We start from the raw sequence: 15,325 nt of genomic DNA, 5'->3' as shown, positions 1-15,325 counted from the left end.
CCGCGCCGAGTGGCGCCCGGACGCGCACGGCGCCGCTCGGGCCGCCGCTCAGGCCGAGGACGCCGCGCCCGCCAGCTCCTCGCGCACCCGCTCGACGTCCAGGCGCATCTGGTCCACCAACGCGTCGACGGACTCGAAGCGCAGGGTGGGCCGCAGGCGCACGACGAGCTCGAGCACGACCTCCTCGCCGTACAGGTCGAGGTCCGTGCGGTCCAGCACGTAGGCCTCCACCCGGCGCCGGCGCAGCCCTTCGAAGGTGGGGTTCGTGCCGATGGAGATCGCCGCCGGCAGCACGCTGTCCACCGAGCCGGCCGGCCGGTCCGTGCGGCGCAGCCACCCGGCGTACACCCCGTCGGCGGGCACCATGCCGGTCGCCTCAGGGGCCAGGTTCGCGGTGGGGAACCCGAGCTCGCGGCCGCGCGCGTCACCGTGCACCACGACGCCGCGGATCCGGTGCGGGCGGCCCAGCACGCGTGCCGCCTGGCGCACATCCCCCTCGGCGAGCAGCTCGCGCACCCACGTGGAGGACCAACGCCGCCGCAGCGGGTCGGCGAGGCGCCCCTCCCCCGGCTCGTCTGCGGGCGTCGCGCCGTCGTGGCCCGGGGCGACGTCCTCGATGACCTCGACGTCGAAACCGAACCGCTCGCCCAGCTCGACCATCGTCGACAGGTCGCCCTCGTTGCCCCACCCGAACCTGACATCGCGGCCCACCACGACGGTGCGCGCGCCCAGGGCGCCCACCAGGTAGCGCTCGACGAACTCGGCGGGCGACTGGCGGGCGAAGTCCAGCGTGTACTCGAGCATCAGCACGGCGTCGAGCCCGGTCTCGGCCAGCAGCTCCATGCGGTCCACGTCGCCCGTCAGCAGCGGGGGCGCCTGGTCGGGGCGGTGCACCTGCTGGGGATGCGGGGAGAACGTCACGGCCACGGCCTGGGCCTGCGCGGCCCGGGCGTCCGCGACCATCCTGGTCAGGACGCCGACATGGCCGCGGTGCACGCCGTCGAAGTTGCCGATCGTCACGACCGAGGGGCCGAAGCCCGCGGGCACGTCGGCGAGTTCGGTCCAGCGGTGCACGTGCTCTCCTCGCGGCTCATGGGGCGCGACACTCCGCGCCCGGCAGGACAAAGCCTGCCACGGCCACGGGGACGCGCCGCGCACAGGGCTGCTCCGCGGACGGCCCGCCAAGGGGTCGGAGGGCTGGCGCGGCCCGTAGGGTCGGGGGATGCGATGGCAGACCCACGGTGAGCGGACCCTCTACGACAGCCCCTGGGTGCGCCTGGCGCTGGTGGACGTCGACGTCCCCGGCCACGGCCGGATCGAGCACCACGTGGTCCGCATGCCCGCGCACGCCGCGGGCACGCTCGTGCACGATCCCGCCCGTGGGCTGCTGATGTTGTGGCGGCACCGGTTCATCACCGACACCTGGGGGTGGGAGATCCCGGCGGGTCGGGTCGACGCCGGGGAGTCCCCCGCGCAGGCCGCGGCGCGCGAGGTCCTCGAGGAGACCGGCTGGCGGCCGGGCCCTGTGACGCCGCTGCTGGACTACCACCCCACGAATGGGCTCAGCGACCAGGTGTTCCACCTGTTCACCGCCGACGGGGCCACGCATGAGGGGCCGCCGTCCGACCCCTCCGAGTCGGAGCGGGTCGAGTGGGTGCCCCTCGCGGAGGCCCGGCGGCTCGCGCTCGGCGGCGGCATCGGCGACGGGCTGTCGCTGACGGCCGTGCTCGCGTTCCTGCTCGAGCGGCAGCCCGACGGCGCCTAGGCCGCAGTCGGCTGACTGCTGTCAGGCCGGCGCGAACACCAGCACCGGCCAGGCGTGCGCGCCGCGGGACTCCAGCAGCGCGACGAGCTCGCCGTCCGGGGAGATCCCCGCCACCGGCTCGTCGGGGGCGGGCGCCGCCTCGATCCGCTTGCCGTACGACAGCGCGGTCGTCTCCGCGGGAGTCAGGTCCCGCACCGGGAAGATCGCCCGCGCGGCGTCGGCGAGGGGCAGCACGTCGAGGGGGACGTCCGCGGGCCACTCCTCGAGGTCGTCGAGCGAACGGGCGAGGGCCAACGGGTAGCCGCCGACGCGCGTGCGGCGCAGCGCCGTGAGGTGCCCGCCCACGCCGAGGGCCTCCCCCAGGTCGCGGGCCAACGCCCGGATGTACGTCCCCGACGAGCACACCACCGTCACGTCCAGGTCGAGCGCCGCGGGCATGTCGTCCGTGGCGGGCACGTCGCGGGTCGCGTCGAGCGAGAAGCGGCTGATGGCCACCGGGCGCGCGGCGAGCTCGACCTGCTCCCCCGCGCGCACCCGGGCATACGCCCGCTGGCCGTCGACCTTGATCGCGCTGACCGAGCTCGGCACCTGCTGGATGTCGCCGGTGAGCGCGGCGATGCCCGCCGCGACGGCGTCCAGCGCCACGGAGCCGGCGTCGACGGCTGTGACGAGCTCGCCCTCGGCGTCGTCGGTGGTGGTCCGCACGCCGAGCCGGATCGTCCCGGTGTACTCCTTGTCGGCCCCGACCACGTAGGTCAGCAGCCGCGTCGCCTTGCCGACGCCGAGCACCAGGACGCCCGTGGCCATCGGGTCGAGCGTGCCGGCGTGGCCGACCTTGCGGGTGCCGGCGATCCGGCGCATCCGCGCGACGACGTCGTGGCTGGTCCAGCCGGCGGGCTTGTCGACCACCACGAGGCCGTCGGGGGCGGTGGGCCGGCGGGGCGGGCGGTGGGCGGGGTCCGTGCGGGTCACTGTGCGGTCCTGTCGCGTGCGGGGTCGTGGGTCATGCGGGGGTCGAGCACGCAGGCGGCCAGCGCGTCGACGGCGGCGTCCTCGCCGAGATGGTCGGGGACTGAGGTCATGAGGAGCACGTTGATGAGCAAGCCCTGCGCGACGAAGCTCTCGGCGGCGTGCTCGTCGGCGCCTGTGCGCTCGCGGAACAGGCGGAACACGGCCCCGAGCGTGCCGCGGGCCAGCCGCCCGACCTCGGGGTCAGGAGACGCGAATCCGTGCATGACCACCCGGAGCAGGTTCCGGTCGGCCAGGAGGGCGACGTACGCCTCCCCCATCTCGACCTTCGCGTCGGGGCCCGGCCGCACGGCGGCGAGGGTCTCCACGACACGGTGGACGGCTTGGGTGTACAGCTCCCGGAAGAGCTGCTGCTTGGTGCCGAAGACCCGGACGACGTAGGGCTGGGAGACGCCCGCCGCGCGCGCGACCTGGTCGGTGGTGGTGCCCGCGTACCCGCCCTCGGCGAACACCGCGAGGGCCGCGTCGAGGATCTGCTCGCGGCGCTCCTCGGCCGTCATCCGCTGCTTGAGATCCATGTTGACAGGTTATCAGTCGATAATTAGCGTTCGAAGTCCAAGTTATCATCCGATGCTTACCGGGAGTCCACATGGCCATCGCACCCCGATCGGACACGTCCGGCCCATCGCCGGCGGCGCCAGCACGACGGGTGGCGCCCGTCGCGCTGGCCGTGGTCGCGGCCTCCGTGCCGATGTTCCTCGCCACGCTCGACAACCTCGTGATGACCACCGCACTGCCTGTGCTCCAGGACGAGCTCGACGCGAGCATCGAGCAGCTGCAGTGGATGGTGAACGCCTACACCCTCACCTTCGCGACCCTCATGGTCACCGCCGCCATGCTCGGCGACCGCTGGGGGCGCCGCCGGGTGTTCCTCGCCGGGATCGCGCTGTTCGCCGTCGCGTCCATCGCCTCCGCGCTCGCCAGCACCGCCGAGGCCCTCATCGCAGCCCGTGCCGTGCAGGGGGTCGGGGCCGCGGCGATCATGCCGCTGTCGCTCACCCTGCTCGCCGGCGCCGTCCCCGCCGCGCGCCGGGCCATGGCGATCGGCATCTGGGGCGGTGTCGCCGGGCTCGGCGTCGCACTCGGCCCCGTGATCGGAGGCGCCGTCGTCGAGGGGATCTCCTGGCACGCGATCTTCTGGATCAATGTGCCCGTCGCCGTCATCGCCATCCCGCTCGTGCTCCGCACACTGCCCGAGTCCCGGGGTCGCCGCCAACCACTCGACCTGGCCGGCCTCGCCCTCCTCGCAGTGGGCGTGCTCGCCATCGTGTGGGCAGTCGTGCGCGGCAACGACGACGGGTGGACGTCGCCGCGCGTCATCCTCCCGCTCGCGGGCGGCGCGCTCCTGATCGGCGCCTTCGTGCGACACGCGCAGCGGGCGCCCCACCCGCTCGTGCCACTGCGGCTGTTCCGCGCCCGCAGCTTCACGATCGCGAATATCACGGGCTTCGCGTTCTCACTCGGGATCTTCGGCTCGGTCTTCCTGCTCGCCCAGTACCTGCAAGTGGCCCTCGGCTACAGCCCGCTCGAGGCGGGGCTGCGCACCCTGCCGTGGACCGCGGCGCCGATGCTCGTCGCGCCGGTCGCGGGCCTGCTCGCGCCACGGGTCGGCGTGCGCCCGCTGCTCACCGCCGGGCTCACACTGCAGACCGCCGGCTTGGTGATGCTCGCCGTCGCCGCGCCGAGCACGACGTCCTACTCCGCGCTGGTCCCCGGGCTGGTGCTCGCGGGAGTCGGCATGGGCCTGACCTTCGCCCCCAGCGCCACAGCCGTGCTCGCCGATCTCGACCAGGACGACCACGGCATCGCCAGCTCGACCAACTCGACCCTGCGGGAGATCGGCGTCGCCCTCGGCGTGGCAGTGCTCGTCGCGGTGTTCGAGGGGCAAGGCGGCCAGCTCACGCCCGACGACTTCGCGACAGGCCTGCGGCCCGCCGTGCTCACCGGGGCGGCAGTCGTCGGACTCGGGGCTGCCGCCTCGCTGCTGATGCCGGGGCGCACCGGGCGACACGCCACCGCCACCGCCACCGAGGACGTCTCCGACGCGCGCCGACTGAGCCGCACGACGGCCTGAGCACAGGCCCCACGAGATAGCACAGGCCCCACGAGACGGCTCAGGCCCCACGAGACGGCTCAGGCCCGGCGCGCCGATGGGGCGCGCCGGGCCTGAGCCCCTTCAGGATGAGCCTCGTGCGGGATGAGCCGCAGGTCAGCCCTGCGAGTCCTCGTCCTCGGAGTCGTCCTCGACCGGCTTGCGGTACGGGTCCGCGTCGCCGGCGTACTGCGCGGCCGCGGCCAGCGCCGCGACCTCGGCGTCCCGGCGCGCCGCCTCGTGCAGCGCGGCGTCCAGGTGCGCCGCCGTCTCAGGGACGGCGTCCAGGTGGAACTCGAGCGTCGGCGTCAGCCGGATGCCCGTCTGCTTGCCCACCTCGGAGCGGATGAGCCCCTTGGCGCTCTCGAGCGCCGCGGCCGTGCCGGCACGCGCCTCGTCGTCGCCGTAGACCGTGTAGAACACGCTCGCGCTCTGCAGGTCGCCCGTCACCCGGACGTCCGTGATGGTGACGAATCCCAGCCGCGGGTCCTTGACCCGCGTGTCGAGCATCTGCGCGACGATCTGCTGGATCCGTTCCGCGAGCTTCCTCGCGCGGCCATGGTCAGCCATGATGCCCAGCCCTTCTCGCCCTCCACGAGGGCACGTTGTCCGCAGACGCCAGGTGGCCCGCACCCGAGGGCACGGGCCACCTGACCGCTGTCAGCTACTTGCGAGGCTTCTCGCGCATCTCCCACGTCTCGATGACGTCGCCGATCTCGATGTCGTTGAAGGAGCCGAGCCCGATACCGCACTCGTAACCCTCGCGGACCTCTGTCGCGTCGTCACGGAACCGCTTGAGCGACTCGACCGTGAGGTTGTCCCCCACGACCTTGCCGTTGCGCAGCACGCGGGCCTTGGTGTTGCGCCGGATCTCCCCGGAGCGGACCAGCGAACCGGCGATGTTGCCGAACTTCGAGGAGCGGAACACCTCGCGCACCTCCGCGGTGCCGAGCTGCGCCTCCTCGTACTCCGGCTTGAGCAGGCCCTTGAGGGCCGCCTCGACGTCGTCGATCGCCTGGTAGATGACCGAGTAGAACCGGACGTCCACACCCTCGCGCTCGGCGAGCTCCTCGACACGCTCCCCGAACTTGACGTTGAACCCGACGATGACCGCGTTGTCCACGGTCGCGAGGTTGACGTCGTTCTGGGTGATCGCGCCGACGCCGCGGTGGATGACCCGCAGGTCCACGCCCTCGCCCACGTCGATCTTGAGCAGCGCGTCCTCGAGCGCCTCGACGGCGCCGGAGACGTCGCCCTTGAGGACCAGGTTGAGGGTCTCGACCTTGCCCTGCTGCAGCGCCTGCGTGAAGTCCTCGAGGCTGATGCGCTTGCGACGCTTGGCCAGGAGGGCGGCACGCTCGGCCGACTCGCGCTTCTCGGCGATCTGACGGGCGGTGCGCTCGTCAGGGGCCACCAGGAACGTGTCGCCGGCGCTCGGCACCGACGCGAGGCCGAGGACCATGACCGGACGTGCCGGCCCCGCCTCGGTCAGCGCGTTGCCGTGCTCGTCGAACATCGCCCGGACGCGGCCGTGCGCCGTGCCGGCGACGATCGCGTCGCCGACGTGCAGCGTGCCGGACTGGACCAGGACTGTCGCGACGGCGCCGCGGCCCTTGTCCAGGTTCGCCTCGATGGCCACGCCACGCGCGTCCTTGTCGGGGTTGGCCCGCAGGTCGAGCGAGGCGTCCGCCGTGAGCAGCACGGCCTCCAGCAGCTGGTCGATGCCCAGGTTCTGCTTCGCGGAGACGTCGACGAACATCGTGTCGCCGCCGTACTCCTCGGCCACGAGGTTGTACTCGGTGAGCTGCTGGCGGATCTTGGCGGGGTTGGCCGCCTCCTTGTCCACCTTGTTCACGGCCACGACGATCGGCACACCGGCCGCCTGGGCGTGGTTGAGCGCCTCGATGGTCTGCGGCATCACGCCGTCATCGGCCGCGACCACGAGGATCGCGATGTCGGTGACCTGCGCGCCACGGGCACGCATGGCGGTGAACGCCTCGTGGCCCGGGGTGTCGATGAACGTGATGGCGCGGTCGACGCCCTCGTGCTCGGCGCGCACCTGGTAGGCGCCGATGTGCTGGGTGATGCCACCCGCCTCACCGGCGACGACGTCCGTGCGACGGATCGCGTCGAGGAGCTTGGTCTTGCCGTGGTCGACGTGGCCCATGACGGTGACCACCGGCGGGCGCGGACGCAGCTCGTCGTCGCCCTCCTCGGCCAGCTCGGCGTCCAGGTCGATGTCGAAGGCCCCGAGCAGCTCGCGGTCCTCCTCCTCGGCCGAGACCATCTCGATGACGTAGCCGAGCTCCTGGGCCAGCGTGCCGAACGTGTCCTCGTCCAGCGACTGGGTCGCGGTCGCCATCTCACCGAGGTGGAACAGCACCGTGACCAGGCTGGCGGGGTTCGCGTCGATCTTGTCGGCGAAGTCGTTCAGCGACGAGCCGTGGCGCAGGCGGACGACCGTCTTGCCGTTGCCGCGCGGAACCTGCACGCCACCCAGCGAGGGGGCCTGCATCTGCTCGAACTCTTGACGCTTCGCCCGCTTCGACTTGCGCCCGCGGACGGGGCGCCCTCCAGCGCGGCCGAAGGCGCCCTGCGTGCTGCCACGACCGGCGCCACCCGGACGGCCACCGCCGCCGGGACGGCCAGCGAAGCCGCCGCCGCCACCGGGCGCGCCGCCGGGGCCACCAGGGCCACCGGGACGACCGGCGAAGCCGCCGCCACCGCCGGGACGACCGCCACCAGGGCGGCCACCGGGGCTCGGACGCTCACCCGGGCGGCCGACGCCGCTCGAGCTGCGGCCCGGCATCATGCCGGGGTTCGGGCGCGGGCCACCGGGACGGGGACCGCCGGAGCGCTCGCCCGTGCTGGACGGCGCGCCGGAGGCCGCGGGGGCGGCGTTGTCGTTGCGACGCTCGCCCGGACGCGGCATGCCCTGCGAGGGCGCGAACGGGTTGTTGCCCGGACGCGGGCCGCCGGGACGGGGACCGCCCTGGCCGCCGCCACCCTGACGGTCCTGGCCGCCGCGGGGCATGCCCTGCGAGGGCGCGAACGGGTTGTTGCCGGGACGCGGGCCGCCGGAGCGGGCCGGCGCGGCAGGAGCCGGACGCGGGCCGGGACGGGCGCCGGGCGCCGCCTGCGGGCGTGCCGGGGCGGCAGCCGCCGCCGGACGCTCAGCCGGAGCCGGAGCCGGAGCCGGGGCCGGAGCGGGAGCCGGAGCCGGAGCCGGAGCCGCGGCAGGCTTGGCAGCCGCCGGGGCGGGAGCCGGAGCAGCCGGGGCGGGCGCGGGAGCGGACGGCGCCGGAGCAGCCGGCGCGGGCGTCGAGGCCTGTGCGGCCGGCGGGGCGGCCGGAGCCGGAGCAGCCGGACGAGGCGCCTTCGGCGCGGGAGCCGACTCCCCCACGGGGTAGAGGTCGCGCAGCTTGCGCACGACCGGGGGCTCGATCGTCGAGGACGCCGAGCGGACGAACTCTCCGAGCTCGCCCAGCTTGGTCATGATGGTCTTGCTTTCCACTCCGAGCTCTTTGGCGAGCTCGTAGACGCGGACCTTGGCCACATCTCTCCTGTCTCGGTCCGCCCAAGACAGGGTCGGACCGTCGTTAGTGCTGGGTACTCATCGCTGGGTACTCATCGGTGCGTGCTCATCGGGCAGCCATCGGCTTCTCAAACCCGCTTCCCATGTCGACGGTTCTACGCTTCCGGGCTCGGACCCGGGAGCTGGTGATGCCTTGCGGCCTCGAGGTGCGCCTGCACCGGCCGGACGTCCAGCGGCCCTGCGACACGCAGGGCCCGCGGGAACGCACGGCGGCGTTCGGCGAGCTCGAGACAACGAGGATCGGGGTGCAGCCACGCCCCCCGGCCCGGAAGACGCCGGTCGACGTCGACGACCAGCACAGGATTCCCCGCGCCGTCCGTGTGGACGACCGTCCTCAACAGGACCGACCTCAGGTCGGCCGACCGGCACCCCACACACGTGCGCACCGGGCCCTCGCCACTCGACGTGGCGGAGCTCGGCTGGCTCGAGGAGGAGAGCCGGGCGTCCGGCCCAGCCTCGGAGAGTCTACCGCGCCGTGTCACCGGCCGTGACCGGAGCCGGCGCCCTGCCCCGTCGCGTCGTCCTGATCCGAGGCCGCGGCCTCGGCGGCGTCGGAGCGGATGTCGATGCGCCAACCCGTCAGCTTGGCCGCGAGCCGCGCGTTCTGGCCCTCCTTGCCGATCGCCAGCGACAGCTGGTAGTCGGGCACGATCACCCGGGCCGCGCGGGCCTCCGGGTCGACCACAGTGACGGAGAGCACACGAGCGGGCGAGAGCGCGTGCGCGACCATCTCAGCCGGGTCGTCGGAGTAGTCGACGATGTCGATCTTCTCGCCGTGCAGCTCGGACATGACAGCGCGCACCCGCGCGCCCATCGGGCCGATGCAGGCGCCCTTCGCGTTGAGCCCCTGCACCCGGGTCCGCACCGCCATCTTGGTGCGGTGGCCCGCCTCGCGGGCGATGGCCATGATCTCCACCGAGCCGTCGGCCACCTCGGGGACCTCCAGCGCGAAGAGCTGGCGGACCAGGTTCGGGTGGGTCCGCGAGAGCGTGATCTGCGGGCCCTTCGCGCCGCGGGAGACATCGAGCACCAACGCCCGCAACCGCTCGCCATGCACGTACTGCTCGGTGGGGACCTGCTCGTGGGCGGGCAGCACAGCCTCCGTGCCACGCACCTCCACGAGCACCACGCGCGGGTCCCGGCCCTGCTGGATGACGCCGCCGAGCACCTCGCCCTCCTTGCCGCGGAACGCGCCGAGGACCTGGTCGTCCTCGGCGTCCCGCAGCCGCTGCACGATGACCTGGCGCGCCGTCGCCGTGGCGATCCGCCCGAACCCGGCAGGGGTGTCGTCGAACTCGGGCCCCAGCACCACCGCCTGCGGCGGCGCCTCGCCCTCGACGTCGCCCTCGGGCGCCTTCGGCGTGATCTCCTCGCGCGCCCACACGGTCACGTGCCCGGTCGCCTGGTCGAGCTCGACCCGGGCGACGGCCTGTGCGCCGGGCGTGCGGTGGTAGGCGGAGAGCAATGCCTGCTCGATCGCCGAGACCAGCACCCCCAGGCTGATGTCGCGTTCGCGCTCCAGCATCCTCAGCGCATGCATGTCGATGTCCACGTCAGCTCTCCTGTCCTGCCGACGTCGCGTCCTGCGCGTCGTCGTCCTCGTCGTCGGACACCTCGGCGAGCCGTCCCATCTCCACTTCGACCCGGCCCTCGCGCACCGCTGCGAGCGGCACACGGACCGGGGCCCCCACCTTGGGCGGTCGCCCCTTCAGCCCCGGCGTCTCGGGGATGAGGACCAACTCGGCGGCGTCCGGCGCCGTGCGGTCCACGTCGTCGAGCCGGCCGCGCAGCGTCGAGCCGTCGGTGCGGGTGAGAGTCATCATCCGGCCGCGGGCGCGGGTGAAGTGGCGGCGCTCGGTGAGCGCGCGCCCCACCCCCGGGCTCGACACCTCCAGCGTGTGCTCGCCGCCCACGACGGCGGCGGCGTCCAGCGCGTCGGAGATCGCCTGCGAGACCTCGGCGACGTCCTCGAGGTCGAGTCCGCCCTCGGCGTCCTCCTCGAGGTCCACCAGGATCCGGACGACCGACGCCTTGCCGGCGCGGACCACCTCGATCTCCTCGATCACGAGGCCTGCGGCGCTCACGAGTGGCTCCACGACGTCCCGGACCCGTTGCGCTGTTGCTGGCGCGGGCATGATCGCCTCCTGTCGGCTCCAGCGGGTCACCTGCGTGGTGTCGACCCTTGTGTTGTTGTGAGGGGTCCAGCGTAACGAGTCCGCGCACGCCTGCCGGACGGCGCCACCGACATGGCAGGATCACCGCGATGACCGCGACCCGCCACACCCCGACCGCGCGCCCCGCAGCGAGCCGCCTGCCCGGCGCGCGACGGCTCGTCGTCGCCGTGCTGGCGGCGGCGCTGCTGTTGACGGGGTGCGACCTGCGGCTCGAGTCGCCTGCCCCGCAGGCGCCCCAGCCCGACGCCGCCGAGCTGACGCGCAGCCGGACGGTGGAGGACGCCGCGATGCTCGCCGAGCACGCGCGCGTCGCCGCCCTCAGCCCCGCCGCCGACGACGACGCGGTCGCGCAGGCGCTCGGGTCCGTCGCGGAGTTCTCCGACCTGCACAGCGAGCAGCTCGGCGGGGTGTACGACTCAGGCCTGGAGACCGACGGGGCGCTGCCGGAGACGGCGTCCTCGGCGCCGCCCATCGTCCTGCCGGGCGACGTGCTCGCACTGCTCGCTGTGACAACACTCACAGCCCGCGCCGACGCGAACAGCGCCGCCTCGGGCGGGCTCGCGCGCCTGCTCGCGTCGGTGTCGACCGCCCGCGCGGAGCTCGCCGTCCGCCTCGCGGGGGCGCTGGGCGTCGAGGCCCCCGCCGGTGTCACACCTGCTTTCGACCCGGCGCCGGCCCCCGGGGCCGTGGATCTCACAGTCCTGTCGGCGCTCGTGCTCGCTGAGGACGAGGCCGGGTACGCGTTCGAGGTGATCGCGGCGAAGCTCGCCGACGGCCAGCGCGCCGAGGCTCAGGCCAGGGCGGCCCAGCACCGTGCGCGGGCCCAGGTGTGGGCCGACACCTCCGGCCTCGTCTCCTCGGGCTCGGATCCGCGCCGCCTCGCGTACGCGCTGCCCACAGGGCTCGACGACCCTGCCGTCGCGGTGGAGCTGGCCCGTTCGATCGAGATGTCCCTGGCGGCCGGGTACGCGAACCTCGCGGCGGAGGCGGCCACCGGCACGCGCACGTCAGCCGTGGACGCGCTGCGGCAGGCCACGTCGGACGCCGCCGTCTGGGGCGCCGAGCCGACGGCGTTCCCGGGACTGCCCGAGCAGGCCGCGCAGGTCGCCCTCGGCTGAGGGCTGAGGCACTGAGGGCTGCTGAGGCGCCCGCCGGCCCAGTCGGGCGGGCGGGCGCCTCAGCGCCGCGACGCGGGGCCTGTCAGCGGCCGAGCAGGCCGTCCACCAGCTCGACGACGCGGTCGGCCGCCTGCTCGACGGGCACCTGCTCGGCGGCGGGGCCGTCGGGGCCCGCGACGCGCGGTCGCACCTCGACCACGCCCTCGGCGAGGCCGCGGCCCACCACCACGACCAACGGCACCCCGAAGAGCTCGGCGTCGGCGAACTTGACGCCAGGCGACACCTTCGGACGGTCGTCGTAGATGACCTCGACGCCGCGCGCGGACAGGGTCGACGCGAGCTCCTCAGCGGCCGCGAAGACGGCGGCGTCCTTGCCGGTGGCGACGACGTGCACGTGCGCGGGGGCGACTCCGGCGGGCCAGGCCAGGCCCTTGTCGTCGTGGTTGGCCTCGGCGAGGGCCGCCAGGACGCGCGTGACGCCGATGCCGTAGGAGCCCATCGTGACGACCTGCGCCTTGCCGTTCTGGTCGAGCACCGTCAGGCCGAGCGCCTGCGCGTACTTGCGGCCGAGGGCGAAGATGTGGCCGATCTCGATGCCGCGCGCCAGCTCGAGCGGGCCGGAGCCGTCGGGGGCGGGGTCGCCCGCGCGGACCTCAGCGGCCTCGACTGTGCCGTCAGCGGTGAAGTCCCGGCCGGCGACGAGGTCGAAGACATGGCGGCCCGGCTCGTTCGCGCCGGTGATCCACCGGGTGCCGGACACGACGCGCGGGTCGAGCAGGTAGCGGACGCCCAGCGAGCGGCCGTCCTCGTCGACGCCGGCGTTGGGGCCGAGCACCGACGGCCCGATGTACCCCTTGACCAGCTCGGGGTGGGCGGCGAAGTCGGCGTCGGTCGCGGGCTCCACCTCGGCGGGGGCCACGGCGGCCTCGAGGCGCTTGAGGTCGACCTCGCGGTCGCCGGGGAGGCCGATCACCACGAGCTCGCGCTCGCCGGTGGGCTGCACGAGCGCGAGCACCACGTTCTTGAGGGTGTCGGCGGCCGTCCACTCGCCCTCGGCGCGCGGGAAGCGCTCATTGGCCAGGGCGACGAGGGTGTCGATGGTGGGGGTGTCGGGCGTGTCCTCGACGTGCGCGGCGGGGGCGCCGTCGTACGGGATCGCCTCGGGGACCACAGTCGTGACGGCCTCGACGTTGGCCGCGTAGCCGCCGGGCGAGCGCACGAACGTGTCCTCGCCGATGGCCGTCGGGTGCAGGAACTCCTCGCTGCGCGAGCCGCCCATCGCCCCGGACGTCGCGGCGACGATGACGTGCTCCAGGCCCAGTCGGTTGAAGATGCGCTGGTAGGCGTCGCGCTGGCGCTGGTAGGAGGCCTCCAGGCCGGCGTCGTCGACGTCGAAGGAGTAGGCGTCCTTCATGATGAACTCGCGCCCGCGGATCAGCCCGGCGCGGGGGCGCGCCTCGTCGCGGTACTTCGTCTGGATCTGGTAGAGCGCGAGCGGCAGGTCCTTGTACGACGAGTACAGGTCCTTCACCAGGAGCGTGAACATCTCCTCGTGCGTGGGCGCCAGCAGGTAGTCCCCGCCCTTGCGGTCCTTGAGCCGGAAGATGTTGGGGCCGTACTCGGCCCAGCGGCCGGTGGCCTCGTAGGGCTCCTTGGGCAGCAGCGCCGGGAAGTGGACCTCCTGCGCGCCGGCGGCGTCCATCTCCTCGCGGACCACCTGCTCCACCTTCGCCAGCACGCGCAGGCCGAGCGGCAGCCACGTGTAGATGCCGGGGGCGGCGCGGCGGATGTAGCCGGCGCGGACGAGGAGCCGGTGGCTCGCGACCTCGGCGTCGGCCGGGTCCTCGCGCAGGGTGCGGACGAAGAGCGTGGAGAGGCGAAGCAGCATGCGCTGAGCCTAGTGCCGCGACATGGGCGCCCTGCGCGGCCCACTGCCCCGCAGCCCGTGCGGAATGTGAGCGCCGGGCGCGACGATGGGCCCATGCCCGAGCTGCCCGAGGTCGACGCGCTGGCGGACTTCCTGCGCGCGCGGGCCGGCGGCCGCACGGTCACCGGCGTCGAGGTCGGCGCGATCAGCGCCCTGAAGACCTTCTCCCCCGGGCCCGACGCGCTGGTCGGACAGCGCGTCGTGGATGTGGCGAGGCACGGCAAGTGGCTCGACCTGGTGCTCGCCGACGAGGGCGCCGGCCCGCTGCACCTCGTCGTGCACCTCGCGAGGGCGGGCTGGCTGCGTTGGCATGAGCGGGTTCCCGGCACGGTCATCCGCCCGGGGCGCTCCCCCATCGCGCTGCGGGTGCGGCTGGACGACGGCTCGGGCTTCGACCTCACCGAGGCGGGGACCCGCAAACGGCTCGCGGCGCACATCGTGGACGACCCGGCCCAGGTGCGGGCGATCGCGACGCTCGGCGTGGAGCCACTGTCGCCGGAGTTCACCGCCGAGCGCCTCGGCGAGCTGCTCGCGGCGCGCAACCAGCGGGTCAAGGGCCTGCTGCGGGATCAGGGCACGATCGCCGGCATCGGCAACGCCTACTCCGACGAGATCCTGCACGCGGCCCGGACCAGCCCGTTCGCCCCGACGCGGTCCTTTGACGCGGAGCGCACGGCGGCGCTGCACCGCGCGGTGGTGGACGTGCTCACCGAGGCGGTCGCCGCCGCGACCGGGCAACCCGCCGCCGAGCTCAAGGACGCCAAGCGGCGCGGGATGCGCGTGCACGGCCGCACTGGGCAGCCGTGCCCGGGCGCCGACGGCGTGCCGTGCGGCGACACGGTGCGGGAGGTGTCGTTCGCCGACTCGTCGCTGCAGTATTGCCCGACGTGCCAGACGGGCGGGCAGGTGCTCGCGGACCGCCGGATGTCGCGGCTGCTGCGCTGAGCGCCCTAGAACAACACCGTGGCGTAGGTGCCGACCTGCTCGAATCCGACCGCCCGGTAGGCGGCGAGCGCGCGCTCGTTGTAGTGGTTCGCGTACAGGGACACGATCGGGGCGACGTCCCGGCGGGCCGCCTCCACCACTGCCGCCATCCCCGCCTTCGACAGCCCCTCGCCGCGGCGCCCCGGCGTCACCCACACGCCCTGCACCTGCGCCACTCCCCCGGCGACGGCGCCCAGCTCCGCCTTGAACACCACGCTCCCCGGGCTCCCCGCCGGCCCCTGCCCGGGCTCGAACCGGGCGAACGACCACCCCTCGGCGATCAGGGTGCGCACGCGCGTCTCATACGGGCCCACTCCGCTGCCGGAGACCGGCGAGTACCCGACCTCCTCCACGAACATGCGCACGCACGCCGGGAGCACCACCTCGTAGTCCGCGGGAGTCGTGCGCCGCACCTGCGGGTCGGCCGGCACGTCCGGGTCGCGGTCGATCACGAACGACGGCTGGTCGGCGCGCACCTCGCGCGCGCGGGGCCACGACTCGGCCAACCGCTCCCACAGGCCGAGCACCACCGACGCCTCGCCCACGATGGACGACGCGCGCCGGCCCTGCGTGCGGCCCAGCGCGGCGAACGCGTCCAGCGCCCGCGGATCCCGATCGGGCACCACCGGCACCAGGTTCGC

Annotated in this window: 14 protein-coding genes; 4 read left to right on the top strand and 10 right to left on the bottom strand. The window is 74.1% G+C overall.

Annotated features, from left to right (window positions below; genetic code table 11):
- Positions 1-48 precede the first annotated feature (48 nt).
- Entirely contained in the window at positions 49-1,074 is a 1,026-nt protein-coding gene (locus QUV83_RS13365) for a bifunctional riboflavin kinase/FAD synthetase (RefSeq protein WP_289565185.1), read from the bottom strand.
- A gap of 148 nt (positions 1,075-1,222) precedes the next feature.
- Here QUV83_RS13365 and QUV83_RS13360 point away from each other — a divergent pair, with 148 nt between their 5' ends.
- A complete protein-coding gene (locus QUV83_RS13360; RefSeq protein WP_289565183.1) occupies positions 1,223-1,765 on the top strand; it encodes an NUDIX hydrolase in 543 nt (180 codons plus the stop codon).
- 21 nt (positions 1,766-1,786) lie between these two features.
- On the opposite strand, the gene truB is transcribed toward QUV83_RS13360, so the two are convergent.
- Together truB and QUV83_RS13350 are read right to left on the bottom strand one after the other, a co-directional pair.
- Entirely contained in the window at positions 1,787-2,737 is a 951-nt protein-coding gene (truB, locus tag QUV83_RS13355) for a tRNA pseudouridine(55) synthase TruB (protein WP_289565182.1), read from the bottom strand.
- On the bottom strand, positions 2,734-3,312 hold the full coding sequence (locus QUV83_RS13350) for a TetR/AcrR family transcriptional regulator (RefSeq protein WP_289565181.1): 579 nt from the start codon (positions 3,310-3,312) through the stop codon (positions 2,734-2,736). Before QUV83_RS13350 ends, truB begins: the two co-directional genes overlap by 4 nt.
- A 71-nt stretch (positions 3,313-3,383) precedes the next feature.
- On the opposite strand from QUV83_RS13350, the gene QUV83_RS13345 reads away from it, so the two are divergent.
- Positions 3,384-4,868, top strand: coding sequence for an MFS transporter (locus QUV83_RS13345; protein WP_289565179.1), 1,485 nt, complete (start codon positions 3,384-3,386; stop codon positions 4,866-4,868).
- 135 nt (positions 4,869-5,003) lie between these two features.
- Here QUV83_RS13345 and rbfA read toward each other — a convergent pair whose 3' ends face one another.
- The 5 genes from rbfA to rimP all read right to left on the bottom strand — a co-directional run bounded on the left by rbfA (position 5,004) and on the right by rimP (position 10,616).
- Positions 5,004-5,456: a 30S ribosome-binding factor RbfA gene (rbfA, locus tag QUV83_RS13340; protein WP_289565177.1), complete on the bottom strand. Its 453-nt coding sequence runs from the start codon at positions 5,454-5,456 to the stop codon at positions 5,004-5,006.
- A gap of 94 nt (positions 5,457-5,550) precedes the next feature.
- Entirely contained in the window at positions 5,551-8,442 is a 2,892-nt protein-coding gene (infB, locus tag QUV83_RS13335; protein WP_289565175.1) for a translation initiation factor IF-2, read from the bottom strand.
- Between the two features lie 134 nt (positions 8,443-8,576).
- Positions 8,577-8,855, bottom strand: a complete 279-nt coding sequence (locus tag QUV83_RS13330; protein ID WP_354003948.1) for a YlxR family protein — start codon at positions 8,853-8,855, stop codon at positions 8,577-8,579.
- Between the two features lie 104 nt (positions 8,856-8,959).
- Complete coding sequence (gene nusA, locus QUV83_RS13325; RefSeq protein WP_289565172.1) at positions 8,960-10,033, bottom strand: transcription termination factor NusA; 1,074 nt, start codon at positions 10,031-10,033, stop codon at positions 8,960-8,962.
- Between the two features lies 1 nt (position 10,034).
- Complete coding sequence (gene rimP, locus QUV83_RS13320) at positions 10,035-10,616, bottom strand: ribosome maturation factor RimP (protein ID WP_289565171.1); 582 nt, start codon at positions 10,614-10,616, stop codon at positions 10,035-10,037.
- A gap of 128 nt (positions 10,617-10,744) precedes the next feature.
- Here rimP and QUV83_RS13315 point away from each other — a divergent pair, with 128 nt between their 5' ends.
- Positions 10,745-11,773: a DUF4439 domain-containing protein gene (locus QUV83_RS13315; protein ID WP_289565169.1), complete on the top strand. Its 1,029-nt coding sequence runs from the start codon at positions 10,745-10,747 to the stop codon at positions 11,771-11,773.
- Positions 11,774-11,855: 82 nt separating this feature from the next.
- Here QUV83_RS13315 and QUV83_RS13310 read toward each other — a convergent pair whose 3' ends face one another.
- Positions 11,856-13,661 (bottom strand): proline--tRNA ligase, encoded by a 1,806-nt coding sequence (locus tag QUV83_RS13310; protein ID WP_289565167.1) that lies wholly within the window; start codon positions 13,659-13,661, stop codon positions 11,856-11,858.
- A gap of 93 nt (positions 13,662-13,754) precedes the next feature.
- On the opposite strand from QUV83_RS13310, the gene QUV83_RS13305 reads away from it, so the two are divergent.
- Entirely contained in the window at positions 13,755-14,645 is an 891-nt protein-coding gene (locus tag QUV83_RS13305) for an Fpg/Nei family DNA glycosylase (protein WP_289565166.1), read from the top strand.
- 5 nt (positions 14,646-14,650) lie between these two features.
- Here QUV83_RS13305 and QUV83_RS13300 read toward each other — a convergent pair.
- The coding region (locus QUV83_RS13300; RefSeq protein WP_289565164.1) for a GNAT family N-acetyltransferase at positions 14,651-15,325 on the bottom strand (675 nt) is incomplete at its 5' end.

The sequence above is a fragment of the Cellulomonas cellasea genome, from assembly GCF_030372105.1.
Lineage (GTDB): Bacteria > Actinomycetota > Actinomycetes > Actinomycetales > Cellulomonadaceae > Cellulomonas_A > Cellulomonas_A cellasea_A.
This window is presented reverse-complemented; position numbering and strand designations above follow the sequence as displayed.